At 32.7% G+C, this 15,051-nt stretch carries 14 protein-coding genes; 11 read left to right on the forward strand and 3 right to left on the reverse strand.

What is annotated here, in order from left to right; translation table 11 throughout:
- Nucleotides 1–389: 389 nt before the first annotated feature.
- Entirely contained in the window at nucleotides 390–992 is a 603-nt protein-coding gene (locus ACVCZW_RS06455; RefSeq protein WP_452229327.1) for a hypothetical protein, read from the reverse strand.
- A 51-nt stretch (nucleotides 993–1,043) separates the two neighbouring features.
- Nucleotides 1,044–1,751: a hypothetical protein gene (locus ACVCZW_RS06460; RefSeq protein WP_452231971.1), complete on the reverse strand. Its 708-nt coding sequence runs from the start codon at nucleotides 1,749–1,751 to the stop codon at nucleotides 1,044–1,046.
- A gap of 162 nt (nucleotides 1,752–1,913) precedes the next feature.
- On the opposite strand from ACVCZW_RS06460, the gene ACVCZW_RS06465 reads away from it, so the two are divergent.
- The 7 genes from ACVCZW_RS06465 to ACVCZW_RS06495 all read left to right on the forward strand — a co-directional run bounded on the left by ACVCZW_RS06465 (nucleotide 1,914) and on the right by ACVCZW_RS06495 (nucleotide 8,722).
- Nucleotides 1,914–4,064, forward strand: a complete 2,151-nt coding sequence (locus ACVCZW_RS06465; RefSeq protein WP_452231972.1) for a TonB-dependent receptor — start codon at nucleotides 1,914–1,916, stop codon at nucleotides 4,062–4,064.
- A gap of 96 nt (nucleotides 4,065–4,160) precedes the next feature.
- Nucleotides 4,161–4,781, forward strand: a complete 621-nt coding sequence (locus ACVCZW_RS06470; protein WP_452229330.1) for a tetratricopeptide repeat protein — start codon at nucleotides 4,161–4,163, stop codon at nucleotides 4,779–4,781.
- A 24-nt stretch (nucleotides 4,782–4,805) separates the two neighbouring features.
- Nucleotides 4,806–6,143, forward strand: a complete 1,338-nt coding sequence (locus ACVCZW_RS06475) for a 2TM domain-containing protein (RefSeq protein ID WP_452231973.1) — start codon at nucleotides 4,806–4,808, stop codon at nucleotides 6,141–6,143.
- Between the two features lie 2 nt (nucleotides 6,144–6,145).
- Nucleotides 6,146–6,463, forward strand: coding sequence for a 2TM domain-containing protein (locus ACVCZW_RS06480; protein WP_452231974.1), 318 nt, complete (start codon nucleotides 6,146–6,148; stop codon nucleotides 6,461–6,463).
- A gap of 35 nt (nucleotides 6,464–6,498) precedes the next feature.
- Nucleotides 6,499–6,834: a 2TM domain-containing protein gene (locus ACVCZW_RS06485; RefSeq protein ID WP_452229333.1), complete on the forward strand. Its 336-nt coding sequence runs from the start codon at nucleotides 6,499–6,501 to the stop codon at nucleotides 6,832–6,834.
- Between the two features lie 122 nt (nucleotides 6,835–6,956).
- Nucleotides 6,957–7,712 (forward strand): LytR/AlgR family response regulator transcription factor, encoded by a 756-nt coding sequence (locus ACVCZW_RS06490; protein ID WP_452231975.1) that lies wholly within the window; start codon nucleotides 6,957–6,959, stop codon nucleotides 7,710–7,712.
- Nucleotides 7,713–7,768: 56 nt separating this feature from the next.
- Nucleotides 7,769–8,722, forward strand: a complete 954-nt coding sequence (locus tag ACVCZW_RS06495; protein WP_452231976.1) for a Fic family protein — start codon at nucleotides 7,769–7,771, stop codon at nucleotides 8,720–8,722.
- Here the strand turns inward: ACVCZW_RS06495 and ACVCZW_RS06500 are convergent.
- Entirely contained in the window at nucleotides 8,719–9,894 is a 1,176-nt protein-coding gene (locus ACVCZW_RS06500) for an LETM1-related biofilm-associated protein (protein ID WP_452229336.1), read from the reverse strand. The two genes, ACVCZW_RS06495 and ACVCZW_RS06500, sit on opposite strands and share 4 nt — an antisense overlap.
- A 137-nt stretch (nucleotides 9,895–10,031) precedes the next feature.
- Here ACVCZW_RS06500 and ACVCZW_RS06505 point away from each other — a divergent pair, with 137 nt between their 5' ends.
- The 4 genes from ACVCZW_RS06505 to ACVCZW_RS06520 all read left to right on the forward strand — a co-directional run bounded on the left by ACVCZW_RS06505 (nucleotide 10,032) and on the right by ACVCZW_RS06520 (nucleotide 15,033).
- A complete protein-coding gene (locus tag ACVCZW_RS06505) occupies nucleotides 10,032–10,733 on the forward strand; it encodes a DUF4331 family protein (RefSeq protein ID WP_452229337.1) in 702 nt (233 codons plus the stop codon).
- 27 nt (nucleotides 10,734–10,760) lie between these two features.
- Entirely contained in the window at nucleotides 10,761–11,381 is a 621-nt protein-coding gene (locus ACVCZW_RS06510) for a DUF4331 family protein (RefSeq protein WP_452229338.1), read from the forward strand.
- A gap of 100 nt (nucleotides 11,382–11,481) precedes the next feature.
- On the forward strand, nucleotides 11,482–12,780 hold the full coding sequence (locus ACVCZW_RS06515; protein WP_452229339.1) for a cell surface protein: 1,299 nt from the start codon (nucleotides 11,482–11,484) through the stop codon (nucleotides 12,778–12,780).
- A gap of 24 nt (nucleotides 12,781–12,804) precedes the next feature.
- Complete coding sequence (locus ACVCZW_RS06520) at nucleotides 12,805–15,033, forward strand: TonB-dependent receptor (RefSeq protein ID WP_452231977.1); 2,229 nt, start codon at nucleotides 12,805–12,807, stop codon at nucleotides 15,031–15,033.
- The last annotated feature ends 18 nt before the right edge of the window (nucleotides 15,034–15,051 follow it).

Below are 15,051 nucleotides of genomic sequence, written 5' to 3' on the forward strand. Positions count from 1 at the left end.
GATAGCAAAAAGAAAAGACACCTTATTTAATAGTAATGATTTTCCGTTTCAGGAAAGTAACAAGAATAAATTTTATACGGTTTTAGCAGCTGACACTTTATTCCATAAAATCAAAAAATGGATTCCAAGTACTATCCTTAGAGAATGCATAAACATCATTATGTCCATTCGTTTTGATTTCCATGTATTTTTATTTATTTCCTGCGAATTTTGATAAAGCCTCGCTCATATAAATTGTAATTGCTTTATCTTTTTTTTAAGTAAATATGCTTGTAAAGGTTTCCAATCCGATAGTGACTCTCCGTTTCCATGAAGAATAAAAATTGCTGGTACTCTATTTTCAGTAGAAACCCAATTGGCGTTCAAAGTCCTATCCGCTACCATTATTTCTATTCTCTCAGAGTTCTATCTTCTTCAGGTACATATAACTCTAATAGACGGTTGATATTTTTTATTTGAGTAATGGAGTCCGTACTTATGGCTTCTGGAATCCGTTTATACACTTCATTAGTATAAATTATCGCACTATTATCAATGGCATAAGGCCAAAACTTAAATCCATTATTAGTTTTCTTAACCGTTACAATATCTACAACTGTTACTGTAGATGTATTAGTGGGATTTGCTACTTTTGTTTCAACTTTTAACTCTTCAAGTTGTTCATTGTATTTTCCGTTTTTTAAATAAGAAAATTCATTATTGATTAATAAGTTTAACATAATATTTAGTGAAGGTTGTGGAAGATTAGCAAAATGGTGTTTATGAGTAGGGTTTTTTATCGCTACAATTAGTTCCGATAATGCTTGAGCCATTTCTGGGGTTCTAATAGAATCTGTTATTAGATATTTTTCTATTGTCTTTGCATCTTTAGATGCAAGGGCAATTTCTAGTTTACTCATAAGATCCGCTGGTGAACTTGCTTTCTTTACCTTTTTACAAGATGAAAACGTACATAGTATTATTAAAAAAGTAAAAAATATATTTTGATTCATTTTAATGTTTTTTTAATTATTGCCAACTCCCATTATAAGAAGTTTTTATTATTACTTATCCGTTTCATCATCCTTCAAAATCAGTTCTCCTTTCGTGATCCAAGAAATACCAAAAGCCCAAAGTGCTATGCTTTCTAACCAAAAAACAGGATCTAAATGTTGTAGTTCTGGAAATTTTTCTTGTAAATAGAAAAAGTATAAAGCAATTAAAACCACACATGCAAGCATCACATAACCACAAGTTTTAAAAATGATATTTCGTTTTCTTTTATGTGGCTCCAGTTCCGCTTTAGGGGTTTTAGATGCTGTAAATAGAAATAGGGAAAAGTAGATAAGTACCCCGAAAAACAATCCTGCAAAAGTAAAATGTACGGCTTTTATCCAAGGTTCATAAACAATGCATTGTTCTGCGCATTCTGAAAGGGTGTCTACTCCGGTAGGAAAAAAGGCAACACCAAGCGCAAATACACAAGCAAGGTTTCCCGCAATGCTATCTCTAATATCATAGCCTTTATAGGTAAACATAAAAAATGCAACCGCGCATAAAACACCTACTAATATGTTTCGCATTTTCGTATGGTAATAATCACTTATCGAGCTTTGTACAATCTCACAATTGCCATAATAGAAAGCACCAACGACTAATAATATTGGTAGTATAATTCCGAGAAGTCCAATGAGTTGCCTTAAAAGGTTGTACGATATTAATTGCGGATTCTCATTATTTCGTTCTGTAGTCATACCTTGTATTTGTTGCATAAAGTTATACCTTTTATTTCGTTTAAAAAATACGTACTGCCACGTATTTTGTCATCCGTTTACATCTCAGCCGTATTATTTTACAATTCGGTAGGTTTTAATTTCTAAGCATTGCTTTCTGTTACATATTTGCAGTAATGATTCATTAACCAACAGTCAATTATGAAAAATGTAATCCTAATCTTCAGCTTTTTATTCAGCTGTTCACTTGCTGCGCAAACCATTAGCGGAATAGTAACCGATGCTAAAAATAATCCGATTGTACAAGCTAATGTGTATTTAGAAGGTACTTATGACGGCGGAACAACCAATGGCAAAGGGGAGTTTTCTTTTAAAACCGAAGAAACCGGAACGCAAAACCTACTCGTATCTTTTGTCGGTTTTGAAACCTACACCATGCTTGGCGATATCTCGTATATGAAAGATTTAAAAATCAAGCTTCGGGAAGATGTTAATTCTCTAGACACAGTGATTCTTTCTGCAGGAACATTTTCAGCAGGAGATAACTCAAAAGTAAATGCTTTAAAACCTTTAGATGTAGTAACCACTGCAAGTGCTTTGGGTGATTTTGTTGGTGCATTGCAAACCTTACCAGGAACTACAACAGTTGCCGAAGATGGAAGACTTTTTGTTCGTGGCGGAGAAGCAGAAGAAACACAAATATTTATTGATGGTATCAAAGTCTTTACGCCGTATAGTCCAACGACCAATAATACACCAACTCGCGGACGCTATTCTCCATTTTTGTTTGACGGAATTACTTTTTCTACTGGTGGGTATTCGGCAGAGTACGGACAAGCATTATCTAGTGTTTTACTTTTAAATACTACAGGAGAACCCGATCAAGAAAAAACCGATATTGGTATTATGACGCTTGGAGGTTCTCTTGGTAATACGCAAAAATGGAAAAACAACTCCTTAAGTGTCAATGCTTCCTATATTAATTTGGCGCCTTATAATGCTGTTTTTAAAAGTAGAAACGATTGGAAGAAACCTGCCGAGTTTGCTTCTGGTGAGGCTGTTTTTCGTCAGAAAGTCAATAACGGCATGTTAAAATTATATACCGCTTTTGAATCTACTAATTTTGAATTGACACAGGAAGATATAAATGCTTCTGAAGGTGTGCACTTTAAACTGAAAAATAACAACTTGTATTTTAATGGTTCCTATAAAGGAATGTTAAGCGACTCTTGGACTTTAGAAACCGGAATGAGTTATACACTTGCCAACGATAAAATAAACATCGACGATGCAGCTATTAAAGATACACAAAACTCTTTTCATGGTAAAGTAAAACTGAAACATCGTTTTAATAATCGTTTTAAATTAAATTTTGGTGCTGAATATTTAGCAACCAATTTTATCGAAGGGTATCAAGATACTTTTACACCTTCCGTAGATTACGGATTTAACAATAATATTAGCGCAGCATTCACCGAAGCAGATATTTTCTTTTCTAGAAAACTAGCCTTAAAAGCTGGATTGCGATTAGAACATAGCGCGTTGTTTGATGAAGTAACACTTTCTCCAAGAGTTTCGATGGCGTATAAAACGTCAGCAAAAAGTCAGGTTTCGTTGGCGTATGGCGATTTTTATCAGAACCCTAATAGTAGCATCTTAAAGTTTGAACAAGATTTGCAAGCGCAGCAGACTTCGCATTATATTTTAAACTATCAGTATAATGGTAAAAAACAATTGTTTCGTGCAGAAGCCTATTATAAAGATTATGATCAATTAGTGAAATACGATAGCGATTTTGCCAGCTTTGATAGTAATTATAACAACAAAGGATACGGTTTTGCCAAAGGAATCGATTTGTTTTGGAGAGATAGCAATAGCATTAAAAATGTAGATTATTGGGTGAGTTATTCATTTTTAGATAGTGAGAGAAACTACCTTAATTATTCAAAATCTGCACAGCCAAATTTTGCGAATACACACAATCTTTCCGTCGTTGGTAAATATTGGATTGACAATTGGAGAAGTCAAGTAGGTATGAGTTATTCTCTAGCTTCTGGCAGAACGTATAGCAATCCGAATACAACCGGTTTTTTAGATCAGAAAACAAAAGCATACAATAGCTTAAGTATTAACTGGGCATATTTGATTTCGCCACAAAAAATACTGTATCTATCGGTAAACAATGCGCTAGGTTTTAAAAATGTTAACGGTTATCAATTTGCAAACACACCAGACATAAATGGCAATTTTGCAAGTAGAAGTTTACGTCCTGCAACCGATCAATTCTTTTTTGTTGGATTCTTCTGGACTATTAGTGAAAAAGGAACCGATAATCAGTTAGATAATTTATAACAGTCTGTCCTAAAATAATAACAGTTCAGTAGAACACTTTTTTAAAACAAGTAGATTCCATAGATATTTGTATAACCATTAAAACCATAATATAAAATGAAACATCTAATCATCATTGTAACTTTATTGATAACAAGTATCGTTACTGCACAAACCAAATACGAACAAGGCATGCATAAAGCATTAGACCTTTGGAAAACGAATCCTATAGAAGCTTCGCAACTTTTTGAACGTATCGCAAAAGCAGAACCAGATAATTGGTTGCCTCCTTATTATGCAGCAGAAACTCTAATTTTAGATGGGTTTCGTAAAATGCAAGATGCAGATGCTTTAAAAGTGCAACTAGATCAAGCACAATGCTTTTTAAATGATGCCACTGCAATCTCTAAAGACAATCCCGAAATCATGGTAATGCAAGCCATATTATACACGGTTTATGTGGCAAGCGATGGTGCAACTTATGGTATGATGTATTCGGCTAAAGTCATGGCGCTATATGCACAAGCAGAAAAATTAGCACCCAATAACCCAAGAGTTGTTTTAAACAAAGCAGATTGGAATATTGGTGGCGCACGTTATTTTGGGCAAGACATCCAACCATTTTGTACAGAAGTAGAAAGAGCTTTAGAACTTTTTGCTACCTTTAAACCAGAAACAGAATTTCATCCAAATTGGGGTAGAGAACGCGCCCAAGAAATTATTGCAAGCTGTAAATAGAACAGAATACACAAACTAAGAGCCATGAGTAAAAACCTGAAAAATATAATATTAACATTTGCAATAGGCTGTATCGTATTTGTTATTGGTAATGCTTTTTATAACGGATTTGCATTTAAAAGTATTCAAGATTTTTCAATCAATTTTGGCTTTTACCAGTTGTATGCATTCGTTTTAGGGTATTCTAATATGTACTATTTTAATTTTTTAGAAAATAGAACATGGGAAACTAAAAATAGTATCAGTGTTACACGTCTAATTATAGGAATTGTAGGTTCCATAATAATAACACTTATCGGTTTGTTTATTTTAAGAGCAATGACCGCCGTGGTTTATGATGGGACTACTTTTGAAACCTTTATAACTAAAGAAAGTTGGAGGAATTATTCTTTTGGTGTATGGATTACACTTTCTATTGTTATTACATTTCATGCCTTTTATTTTTTCGCCAAATTACAGCAACAAAAAGTAAAAGAACAAAAAGTAATTGCAGGAACGGCAAGTGCAAAGTTTGATGCTTTAAAAAATCAGTTAGATCCGCATTTCTTATTCAATAGTCTAAATGTATTAACAAGTTTAATTGAAGAGAATCCAGACAACGCACAAAAGTTTACCACATCGCTTTCTAAAGTATATCGCTATGTTTTAGAGCAAAAAAATAAAGACCTAGTTTCTGTAGATGAAGAATTGGCATTCGCAAAAACCTATATGTCGCTTTTAAAAATGCGATTTGAAGATAGTATTGTTTTTGAAATTCCGAAGCAAGCCACCAATCCCGAAAGTAAAGTAGTACCATTATCGCTGCAGCTGCTATTAGAAAACGCAGTCAAGCATAATATTGTTACTTCTAGTAAACCATTACATATAAAAATATATGAAGAAAATGGAAATCTAATCGTGGAGAATAATTTGCAAATCAAGCAAATAGTGAAAAAGAGTAGTGGTGTTGGTTTAAATAATATTACACAACGTTACCAATTATTAACTACCAAAAAAGTACACATCAATCAAGAAGCAAACCGTTTTGCAGTCGCAATACCGATGCTAACAAAACAAATCACAAGTATGGAACGTATAAATACAAACACTAAAGAAGACGCTTATTATAGAGCAAAAAAACGCGTAGAAGAAATCAAAGGCTTTTATGGCAACCTAACTTCCTATTGCCTAGTTATCCCATTTCTAATATTTATAAACTACTCAACTTCATGGAATTTTCAATGGTTTTGGTTTCCAATGTTTGGTTGGGGAATGGGAGTTGTAATTCATGGATTTACCGTATTTGGTTATGGTAAAACATGGGAAGAACGAAAAATAAATGAGATTTTAGAAAGAGAAGAACAACAAAATAAATGGCGATAATTATGGACACAAAATCTTTTAATAACGACCGCATAGAACGCGCAAGAAAGCAAGTAAAAAGAATAAAAGGCTTTTATACGCACTTACTGATTTATAGTATAGTAAATCTAATATTTGTTTATATAAACATTCAAAACTTAGATCCTGGCGAAAGTTATTTTCAATGGCATAATTTTATAACCTTTGGTACTTGGGGAATCGCAATTATTATACATGCTCTTTCTGTTTTCTTACCAAACTTTGTTTTTGGTAGTGATTGGGAAGCACGTAAGATTAAGAAGTTTATGGAGAAGGAGGAGAAACACCAACAATGGGATTAAATAAGGAAATCATGAACGTAAATTACAGTTTATAAATGTACAACGAAAACCAACAGAGTAGTCAAGAAGCTTATGATAAAGCTAAAAAACGTGTCAAGCAATTAAAAGGTTTCTACTGGCATTTTTTTTGGTATTTAGCGGTAAACATTTTTATTACCGTGAGTAAAGTTTCTAGCGATTTAAATGAAGGGAAATCTTTTAATGATTCTTTTTTTGAATTTGGAACCTTTGCCATTTGGACGTTTTGGGGCATAGGAATCGCTTTTCATGCCATGGGCGTTTTTGGGAAAAATATGATTTTTGGTCAGAATTGGGAAGATAAAAAAGTGCAAGAATATTTAGAGAAAGAAGAAAATCAGAAATGGGAGTAATTTTTGGGCGTTACCACAAGGGTCGCGCTTTCCACTTAAATCTTTTTATGCAGTTCTTCCTGCTTTCGCAGTAAAAACCACATAAAAAGGATAACGTTTCAATCGCTAACGCAAATAGTACTATGACAACAATAATTATAGAAGACGAGAAGCCATCTGCAAGACGTTTACAGCGTATGCTCGATACTTTAGGAGTAAAGGCAGAAACCATGTTGCATTCTGTAGAAGAATCTATACAGTGGTTTAATGAAAATGCCCATCCAGATCTTATTTTTTTAGATATTCAATTAAGTGACGGATTATCTTTCGAGATTTTTGAAAGTATCAATATTCAATCCGCCGTAATCTTCACTACTGCTTATGACGAATACGCTTTGCAAGCCTTCAAATTAAATAGTATCGATTATTTATTAAAACCTATTGACGACGAGGATTTGGCAAAAGCAGTTGCCAAGTACAAAACGCGTATTCCAAAACAACAAAGTGTTACTTTAGATTTTGAGGATATTAAAAAACTTTTAGTGAATCCTATAGAACGGGAATACAAGAAAAGATTTTCAGTTAAAGTCGGACAACATTTAAAACTCATTAATATAGAGGATATTGAGTGTTTCTACAGTGAAAACAAAGGAACGTATTTATATACTACAGAAGGAAGAAACTATTTATTAGATACAACGCTAGAACAATTAGAAAACGAATTAGAACCACAGCAATTCTTCCGAATTAACAGAAAATTCTTTGTAAACATTCATGCAATAAAAGATATGGTAAGCTACACCAATTCGCGTTTACAAATAAAATTAAATTCCTTTAACGAACAAGAAGTAATTGTTGCAAGAGAGCGCGTTAAGGATTTTAAAAACTGGTTGGAATAAATTTATAATATCGGCAAGGTTTTTTTTACTCTCCTTCCGATTTTGTATATTTGTATGTGGTAGAATTTAAGTTAACATACAGAGAAGAATTAAACACAACCTTTTTAAGATTACAAGACAAGCTAAATCTTTTAAATACGGCCAGACCTTTGCCTAGTGCTTCGTTAAATAGCATTAGAGAATCTTTATTAATAGAATGGACGTATAATTCTAACAGCATAGAAGGTAATACTTTAAGTTTACGTGAAACACAAATGGTTTTGCAAGAAGGTATTACAATAAAAGGGAAATCTTTACGTGAGCACTTTGAAGCAAAAAACCATGAAGATGCAATACATTATTTATATGGCTTAATTAAGCCTAGTTATAAACTAAACAGTAAAGATATATTGTCTTTGCATGCTTTAGTTTTAAGAGCAATTGAAAATGATTTTGCTGGTAGATTGCGAAATGCTGCTGTTCGTATTTCTGGTGCTAATTTTATTCCGCCAAATGCACGAAAAGTTTCAGATTTACTTGAAAACTTGGTGGATTTTGTGAATACAAATCCTATGCAATTAAATGCCGTAGAGTTAGCTACAGTTTTTCATCACCAATTTGTACATATTCATCCGTTTTTTGATGGTAATGGTAGAACCGTTCGTCTTGCTATGAATTTACTATTAATGAAAGCAGGTTTTCCTCCAGCTATTATTTTAACAACAGATAGGAAAAAATATTATGAAGCTTTAAATCAAGCAAATAACGGTAAGTATCTTAAGCTTATGTTACTTATGTGTCAAGCTGTAGAGCGTAGTTTAAATATTTATTTAAGTACTATTCCTAATAATGATCAAGAGTACGATGCAATTTCTAATATTGTTAAAGAACCAGATGTCCCTTATGGACAAGAATATGTTAGTTTGTTAGCAAGGCAAGGTAAAATAGATGCACATAAAGAAGGTCGCGTTTGGTTTACCACTAAAGACGCTATTTTAAATTATATAGAAAATAGAGCACATAAACGTTAATCTTCTTCAATTCTATTATCATCAAAAGCACTAGGTAATAATTTTGGTATAAACTTTATAACTAAAGGAAGTAATAATGCGCCGCCAGGAAGCATAAAAATAGCCAAACTTGGTATCGATTTAAAGATATCTAATAACTGACTTTGTACTTTTTTTTGTTCTTCTTCGCTTAGATCTCTAACCGTGGATTGGGAGATTAAACGCACTAACTCTTTGCTTTCACCCAATTCTTTATACAAACGCTTACTATTTCTAGAAATAAGCTTGCTTACCATTTTACTCGAATTATCGTAAAAAGTTTTTACAATATTTTTAGAACCAAGCAAAACAATCTGCTCTTTATACGTATGATAAAACAGAGAAATAGAGGCTTTAGCTTCGCTAACCGTTTTCTGTTCTAATTGTAAATCTGCTCCCAACTGGTTTAAAAAGGCATGTTCTTTATTATCAATAGATGCATCTGTCCAAGTTGCCATACAAGCCATGTCTATTATATACTGCGTTTCAAACTCGCTATTAATAAAAGATATTGCTTGAATATAGGTAATATTATATTTCTTTTGATAGCGTAACGATTGTTCAAATAGTTTAATTAAACTAGTGTCATATTCGCTCTTCGTTTGTTTCGCATTTAAAACACATAAAACAATAGTCTCTAGTGAAGATTCTAAATTCTTAATATAGTTGACGGTTATTGTTTTATTCCTTAAATAGTGTTTGTAGGCAAGTACATCTATATATAATAGGGCATTTGTAATAAAATAGTTAAAGCTTTTAGAGATGAGGTTGTCATCAATTAAAACCCGCTTATGAATTATTTTTTCTAATAGTCCTGCCGATTTTTTTTCACCTAGAAGTTCTTTAAAGTAAGAGGTCTTATATTCTTCAATCTGCGTATAGAATTCTATAGTGCTATCTATGAAGTTTTCCGAATTATCTATCTTTTTATGTGAAAAATATAGGGCCAAGAAAAGGTTGGTTTTACAAATTTCTTCATTTGTAAAATCTTTTTTATCCAATAAATTTTCAACTATACCAACATTATTTCCATAGATAAATCCGCTTTCTCTTAATGCTAAATAAAAGGCATTATTAGAAGATTCTTCTAGAGTATTATTGACTTCTAGCGTTTTTACTAGTTTATTTATCCAGCCATTTGCCGATGGATTCATAGTTGATTTATTAAGTTGGTGTAAAGATAATTTTTTCTGTAAAAGAAAACTATTTAAACTTTTTTAAAACCGACTTTATCTTTTTTGCGTAGGTATGGTTGAGAGTCAAAAATTAATTAACTAAAACCTCATTTATTATGAAAAACACTAAAAGTTTTCACGAACACGCAAACAATTTTAATGGCGTGAGTAAAAAATTAAAAATTATTTTAGGAATTGGAGCTTTAACAATAGCTGGTTTCTTTATGGTAGCGGCAGATCACATTGAAGCTCCAGCAGTTGCAGGTGGTGCAGCAGATATCACAGATTTCTACGCATTTCAAGCGCAAGACCCAAACAATGTTGTATTTATTGCAAATGTACAAGGACTTTTAAGCCCTAGTGCAACAGCTTCAGCAGCATTTGATGAAAATGTATTAATAGAATTTAACATGGACACAACAGGTGATAATGTAGAAGACTTAGTAATACAAGCAATACCAAGAGATGGTAAAATGTATTTCTTTGGTCCAACGGCACCAGGAAGTGTAGGACTAGATAGTGCTATCGAAACAAATGCAGTACAATCATCGGTAGCTATTTCTACTTATGGAATGGGTGCAATAGCAACAACAAACGCAGGAATGACTTTTTTCGCTGGTCCTCGTGATGATCCTTTCTTTATGGATTTTGCACAGTACGGTGAGATCATTGCAGGTAATGCGGCAAGCTTTAATAGTCCAGGTTCAGACACCTTTGCTGGAACAAATGTAATGTCTATTGTAGTAGAAGTGCCAAAATCTATGGTTGGTGGTTCAGGAACTATCAATACTTGGGTAGAAGCGAAAACAAAACAATAAAAACTAACTTATTTAAAACGTACAATTATGAAAAATTCAAAGAATTTTCACGAACACTTAAACAATAGAAGTAACGTGAGTAAAAATATAAAATTAATACTAAGCGCAATATTAATCTCAGCCTTTGCATTTAACTGCTCTAGCGATGATGATAATTCTAGTGTAGAAATGACAACAACAGAAACAGACTTTTCTGGAACGTATGCGCAACAAGACCAAATGGGTAGACCAGCTGTGAATACTGTATTTGTTGGTGCGGCTAGTAAAAACACATTTAATGTAACTACACCATCAACGCAGAGTGCTGCTTTTCAAACTATGTTTCAAAATAATTTAGAAGCTTTAAGCCCTGCTTTTGCTAATCCAGGAGATAGGAATGCTTTAATGCAAACTTCTGCAGAATTTACAGGGTTATTAGCTACAGATGTACTTAATCTTTCTTTAGATGGAGAAACTACTTTTTTTAATCCAGTATCTGGAGCATTGTTAACCGGAAGAAATTTAACCGATGATGTAATAACAGTAGAATTATTATTAATATTTGGTGGTGAAGATTTTACTGAAAATCCGCAATTATCTAACGATAATGTAGATGCTAACGATAAGCCTTTTTCTGCCTCATTTCCTTACTTAGCTTCTGCTTGGTAAAATATATAATAGCATTAGAGTGTGTATAGCGCACTCTAATGTTTTTTAAACAACCAGACTACCTACAATTACAACCAACAAAACAACAAAAACCAACAAAATGAAAACAGCAAATTATAAACTACTATTTATTTTATTACTAGTCTTAACAATAACAAGCTGTAATAAAAGTAATAAGCAAATAACAAGTCTAAATGATTACAGCGCATATCTAGAATTAACAGAGAGCGAGACATTGCAAACTATTCAAGGAGATCATGAATTTTGGGAAAATAAGCTAGAACAAGAACCTAATCAATATCCTTATTTAGTAAAATTAGCAGCGTCTCAATCTCAGTTATTTACTGCAACAGGAAATATTGATTATTTAATTCATGCAGAAGAAAGCCTAATGAAGGCTAATGAAAGACTTAATTATACTAATTCTGGTTATCTGCGTGCTTTAGCTAGAAACTATATTTCACAACACCGTTTTAAAGAAGCATTGACGCTTTTAGAAAAAGCAGAAACTATTGGTGAAAACTTAAAAGGAACACAAAAAATGCTATTTGATGTGCATTTAGAATTAGGAAACGCTAAAGAAGCATCTCATTATTTAGCACAGGTAAAAAATCTAAGCGATTTCGGATTTTTAATTCGCTTGTCTAAATGGAGTGATCATGAAGGAGATTTAACGTCTACCATAAAATATATGGAGAAAGCAATGGCAATTGCAGAGTCGTCTAAAAACAAAGGATTAATGCTATGGGCGTATACTAATATTGCGGATTATTACGGGCATGACGGACAAATAGAAAAATCATACAACTACTATTTAAAAGCATTAGCCATAAATGCAAATGATGCCTATGCAAAAAAAGGTATTGCTTGGATAGTATATTCTTATGAGCGTAATCCGGATGAGGCACTACGTATTTTAAATACCATAACAAAAGAACATATTGCACCAGATTATTATTTACTAAAAGCAGAAATAGCAGAATATAGTAACGATACATCTGCTAAAACAAAAAACTTAACATTATACGCCGAAGCAGTTAACAACTCTAAATATGGCGATATGTATAATGCATACAACGCAAAACTATTTGCTGAAGAATTAAACCTTACCGACAAAGCTTTAGCACTTTCTCGATTAGAAATTGAAAATAGACCAACAGCACAATCTTATGATTTATTAGCCTGGACATACTATAATAAAGGACATTTCGAAAATGCGTTACATATAGCTGAAGAGAACGTTTTAAATAAAACCTTTGAACCAGAAGCGATGTATCATCTAGCAAAAATATATAAAGCGAATGGTAAATTATCGGAAGCTAAAAAACTTAAAAAAGAATTACTGGAAAGCAGCTTTGAACTTGGTCCTTTAGTAGAAAAAGAAATAAAAAATATTTAATTTCGCTTATTTTAAAATTTAAATATGAAAAATATAATACTAGCGATCATCTTATTTTGTTCCGTTTCTACAATATTTGCACAAAATATTAAAGGGAAAATAACAGATAATTTTATACAGCCTTTAGAAAATGTGTATGTGTTTAATACCAATGCAAATACACACGCACATACCTTAACAAACGGGATTTTTATTTTAGAAAATAATACCGTTGGGGATACCTTAAATATAGGATTACTTGGTTTTAAAAAGCAAACTATAATTGTTGCTAAAAGTCATCTTTATAAAGGATTGGAAATTACTTTAGAAAGTAAAACATTGATGCTAGATGAGCTTGTTCTAACCGAACAGTTAGATGCTGTGAATACGATTACAAAAATAGATTTAGCAACTACACCAGTAAATTCATCACAAGAGATATTAAGAAAAGTACCAGGATTAATTATTGGTCAGCATGCAGGAGGAGGAAAGGCAGAGCAACTTTTTCTAAGAGGTTTTGATATAGATCACGGAACAGATATTTCCATAGGTGTAGATGGTATGCCAGTAAATATGGTTTCGCATGCGCATGGTCAAGGATATAGTGATTTACACTTTGTGATTCCAGAAACCATAAATAAAATAGATTTTGGAAAAGGACCTTATTATGCAAAAGAAGGTGATTTTAATACTGCGGGATATGTAGATTTTTCAACTAAAGATTATTTAAAAGAAAGCACTATTAAAGTTTCTGCAGGACAATTTAATTCTTTAAAAACGTTGGCTATGTTCAACTTGTTAGAAGATAAGCAAAATCAAAATGCATACATAGCGGCAGAATATATTGCAACAGACGGACCTTTTGAGTCGCCTCAAAACTTTAACCGATTAAATCTTTTTGGTAAATATGTAATGTACACACCAGACAATAATAAGCTTTCTTTAACGGCTTCGCATTTTACAAGTCGTTGGGATGCTTCTGGGCAAATACCGCAAAGAGAAGTAGATAATGGAAACATTTCTCGTTTTGGAGCCATTGACGATACCGAAGGTGGTAACACAGAACGTACAAACTTTAATGTGGTATATAACAAATATATTTCAGAGCATACAAAACTTAAAACCAATGCGTTTTATTCGCATTATGCTTTTGAATTATATTCTAATTTTACATTCTTTTTAGAAGATCCAATACATGGAGATCAGATAAAACAAAAAGAAAACAGACACATTTTTGGCGTAAACACAGAGATTACTAAAGATTTAGTTGTAGGTAATGCTCCATTAAAATTAGTCTACGGATTAGGTTTAAGACACGATATTGCAAACGATACCGAATTAACAAAAACACTAAACAAAACAACCGTTATAAAGCCTGTGCAGTTAGGAGATATTAACCAAACCAATTTAGACGCTTTTGTTTCTGCTGAGGTAGAATTAGGGAAGCTTACAATCGCTCCAGCGTTACGTTTAGACTATTTTAAGTTTATGTATAATGATAAATTACAGCCTACGCAAGGCACACTATCCGAAACAAAAACAATCCTTAGTCCGAAACTAAATTTTTTCTATGATGCAAAAGACAATTTACAACTGTTTGTAAAGTCGGGAATTGGATTTCATTCCAACGATACTAGAGTAGTAGTAGCAGAAAATGGAAAAGAAATTTTACCACGAGCGTACGGAGTAGATGTTGGAAATATCTGGAAGCCATTTTCAAAGTTAGTAGTGAACTCTGCCTTATGGTATTTATTTTCAGAACAAGAATTTGTATATGTTGGAGATGCAGGAATTGTAGAGCCAAGTGGAGAAAGTGAACGTTACGGATTGGATTTAGGATTGCGCTATCAATTTAATGATTGGCTGTATTTCGATACCGATGCAACACTTACACATGCAAGGAGTGTAGAAGAGCCAGATGGAGCAAATTATATTCCGTTAGCACCAGATTTCACCATGGCAGGAGGATTGTCTGTTCAAGATTTAAATGGTTTTTCAGGCGGAATTAGATACCGATTTATAGATGATAGACCGGCAAATGAAGATGATTCTATAGTTGCTGAAGGTTATTTTGTAACCGATTTTAATGTTAACTATACCTTTAATAACGTAACTCTTGGTATGGTTATAGAAAATATGTTTGACCTAGATTGGAATGAAACACAATTTGCAACAGAATCTAGATTACAAAACGAAGCACAGTCTGTTGAAGAAATTCACTTTACACCTGGTACACCGTTTTTTATAAAAGGAAGTATTAGTTATACCTTCTAATAAGATGAATCTATTATA

The sequence above is a fragment of the Lacinutrix sp. MEBiC02595 genome (assembly GCF_053601555.1).

Bases quoted from the DNA above. Each gene is read 5' to 3' on its own strand.
- ACVCZW_RS06455 (WP_452229327.1), bottom strand. From the start codon at position 992: ATGAATCAAAATATATTTTTTACTTTTTTAATAATACTATGTACGTTT.
- ACVCZW_RS06460 (WP_452231971.1), bottom strand. From the start codon at position 1,751: ATGCAACAAATACAAGGTATGACTACAGAACGAAATAATGAGAATCCG.
- ACVCZW_RS06465 (WP_452231972.1), top strand. From the start codon at position 1,914: ATGAAAAATGTAATCCTAATCTTCAGCTTTTTATTCAGCTGTTCACTT.
- ACVCZW_RS06470 (WP_452229330.1), top strand. From the start codon at position 4,161: ATGAAACATCTAATCATCATTGTAACTTTATTGATAACAAGTATCGTT.
- ACVCZW_RS06475 (WP_452231973.1), top strand. From the start codon at position 4,806: ATGAGTAAAAACCTGAAAAATATAATATTAACATTTGCAATAGGCTGT.
- ACVCZW_RS06480 (WP_452231974.1), top strand. From the start codon at position 6,146: ATGGACACAAAATCTTTTAATAACGACCGCATAGAACGCGCAAGAAAG.
- ACVCZW_RS06485 (WP_452229333.1), top strand. From the start codon at position 6,499: ATGTACAACGAAAACCAACAGAGTAGTCAAGAAGCTTATGATAAAGCT.
- ACVCZW_RS06490 (WP_452231975.1), top strand. From the start codon at position 6,957: ATGACAACAATAATTATAGAAGACGAGAAGCCATCTGCAAGACGTTTA.
- ACVCZW_RS06500 (WP_452229336.1), bottom strand. From the start codon at position 9,894: ATGAATCCATCGGCAAATGGCTGGATAAATAAACTAGTAAAAACGCTA.
- ACVCZW_RS06505 (WP_452229337.1), top strand. From the start codon at position 10,032: ATGAAAAACACTAAAAGTTTTCACGAACACGCAAACAATTTTAATGGC.
- ACVCZW_RS06510 (WP_452229338.1), top strand. From the start codon at position 10,761: ATGAAAAATTCAAAGAATTTTCACGAACACTTAAACAATAGAAGTAAC.
- ACVCZW_RS06515 (WP_452229339.1), top strand. From the start codon at position 11,482: ATGAAAACAGCAAATTATAAACTACTATTTATTTTATTACTAGTCTTA.
- ACVCZW_RS06520 (WP_452231977.1), top strand. From the start codon at position 12,805: ATGAAAAATATAATACTAGCGATCATCTTATTTTGTTCCGTTTCTACA.